This window comes from Allostella sp. (assembly GCF_041913585.1).
In the GTDB taxonomy this organism is placed as follows: Bacteria; Pseudomonadota; Alphaproteobacteria; order ATCC43930; family Allostellaceae; genus Allostella.
Map to the genome: position 1 here is coordinate 1 of NZ_JAYSFE010000261.1, position 2414 is coordinate 2414.

A 2414-nucleotide genomic window follows, 5' to 3' on the forward strand; every position below is an offset into this window, starting at 1 on the left:
AGATCCTGTCGGCGATGTGCCCGGAGCAGGATTGGCGGTGGATCCGCCGTCACCCCGACAAGCCGGGCACCGGCGAGATCCGCGCCACCCGCAAGCGGCGCCAGCCTCCGGACCTCCCGCAGCTGCTGACCGGATGCCTCGACCTCATGGCCGAGGCAGACAGCCGCCGCCCCTCGGTGGACGCGGCAGTGCAGTTCCGGAACGCACTCATCGGTGCCGTGCTGAGTGTGCTGCCGCTCCGCCGCAAGAATCTGGCGGGGCTCACCCTTGGTCGCGATATCCTGGTCGATGACGCGTCCATCGACATCGCCATTCCGGCAGTCGACACGAAGAACCGGCGTCCCATCTGCGGAGCGTTGCATGGCGAGGTGGCGGACGGTCTGCGACGGTACCTCGAACTCCATCGTCCGCTCCTGCTCGGCGACCACGTCAGCGACCGTCTCTGGATCAACCGCAACGGCGACCCGCTGGACTACACGGGCTTCCGGCGCGTGATGGAATCGGTCGGCTTGGCCACCTTGGGCCGGCCCATCACCACCCACATGCTGCGCCATGCGGTCGCCACCTTCACCATGACCCGCGACCCGCGGAACGGACCGATCACCAAGGATCTGCTCAGCCACCGGACGGCGCGGACCGCCCAGCAGTATTATGACGAATCCGGACGGGCGCCGGCTCAGCGCGAATGGGAGCGCATCCTGCAGGCGAACCGCCAGAAGGCGATGGAGGAGCTGGAATGGCGCGAGCGGTGATCTACGCCCGGTACAGCAGCGACCTGCAGTCGGACGCCTCGATCGAGGATCAGGTGGAGGTGTGCCGGCGCTATGCGCGGGCGCGCGGCTGGGAAGTGGTGCGGGTCTACAGCGACCGGGCGCAGAGCGGCGGCAGCGCCTTCCGCGACGGCTACCGGCAGCTGCTGGCCGACCTGGACGGTCGATCCTTCGAGATCGTCCTGTGCGAGGCGCTCGACCGGCTGGGCCGCAAGCTGGCGGACGTCGCGAGCTTCTTCGACCGGGCGACCTTCGCCCGGGTCAGCTTGCATGCGGCGACCACCGGCGAGATCACCCCGCTCCATGTCGGCATGCTGGGGACGATGGGCCAGCTCTACCTGTCGGACCTGCGCGAGAAGACCTGGAGGGGACTGCTCGGACGGGCCCGTGCCGGGCGGATACCGGGTGGGCTCGCCTACGGCTATCGGATCGTCGCCGACGGCGGCGAGCGCGGCCGGCGCGAGATCGACCCGGCCGAGGCGGGCGTCGTGCGCCGCATCTTCGAGCTCTTCGCCGGCGGCACCGGTCCCCGTGCGATCGCAGCCCGACTGAATCGGGAGAATGTCCCCGGCCCCGGCGGCCGGCCCTGGGGCGACACCACCATCCGCGGCCAGCCCGACCGCGGCACCGGCCTGCTCAACAACGAGCTCTATATCGGCCGTCTGGTGTGGAACCGGGTCGCCTACGTCAAGGATCCCCGGACCGGCCGGCGCGTCGCTCGGCCCAACGCGACCGACCGTCACGAGGTCACGGAGCTGCCGGAGCTGCGCATCGTCGACGACGAGCTCTGGCAGCGGGTGAAGGCGCGGCAGCAGACCCTCCGCTTCTCCATCGCTCGCGACGCAACCGGCAATGCCCTGAACCGGGCGCGCCGGCGGCGCTATCTCCTGAGCGGGCTGCTGCGCTGCGGATGCTGTGGCGATCCCCTGGCGATCGTCGGCAAGGAGCAGCTCGGCTGTTCCCGCCACCGCTCGAAGGGAACCTGCACGAATGCGCAGCGGATCGGCCGCACGGCGATCGAGGCCCGGGTCCTGGCCGCGCTCAAGACGCGGATGCTGACCCCCGAACTGGTCGAGGCGTTCGTCCGCGGCTTCCAGGAGGAGCTGAACCGCGGTCGTGCCGAGGCCGGCGCTGCCCGCGAGGCCCGGAGCCGGGAACTGGCCGAGGTCACCGGCAAGCTCGCCGGCATCGTCCGGGCGATCGAGGGCGGCGCCTGGAGCGAGACGCTCCGGGACCGGCTGGCGGATCTGGAACGGCGGAAGGCCGAGTTGGCGCGTCAGGTCGAGGAGCTGCCGGCGCCCGAGCCCATCCGGCTGCACCCGAACCTGCCGGTGCTCTACCGCCAGAAGATCGAGACGCTCGAGGCAGCGCTGGCGCCGGAGGACACCCGGACCGAGGCAGCGGATATCCTGGGGAGCCTGATCGAGAAGGTCGTGGTGACGCCCGACCCCGAGGCGCCGGACGGCTTCCGCGCCGAACTGCACGGCGACCTCGCGCAGCTTCTGGGCTGGGCGAATGGGGCACCGCTGGTTCCGGCTCTGTCCGTGCCGCAGACACCGAAACGCCCGCCCCCTTTCGGGAACGGGCGTGAACTATCGGTGGTTGCGGGGACAGGATTTGAACCTGTGACCTTCAGGTTATGAG

2 protein-coding genes are annotated in these 2414 nt (G+C 70.3%); both read left to right on the plus strand.

Annotation, left to right across the window (positions count from 1 at the left end):
• Positions 1 to 752: tyrosine-type recombinase/integrase (locus tag ACE3Q3_RS23940; protein WP_374450306.1), on the plus strand; the 752-nt coding region annotated here is incomplete at its 5' end.
• A complete protein-coding gene (locus tag ACE3Q3_RS23945; protein ID WP_374450308.1) occupies positions 737 to 2413 on the plus strand; it encodes a recombinase family protein in 1677 nt (558 codons plus the stop codon). The genes ACE3Q3_RS23940 and ACE3Q3_RS23945, both read left to right, overlap by 16 nt.
• The last annotated feature ends 1 nt before the right edge of the window (position 2414 follow it).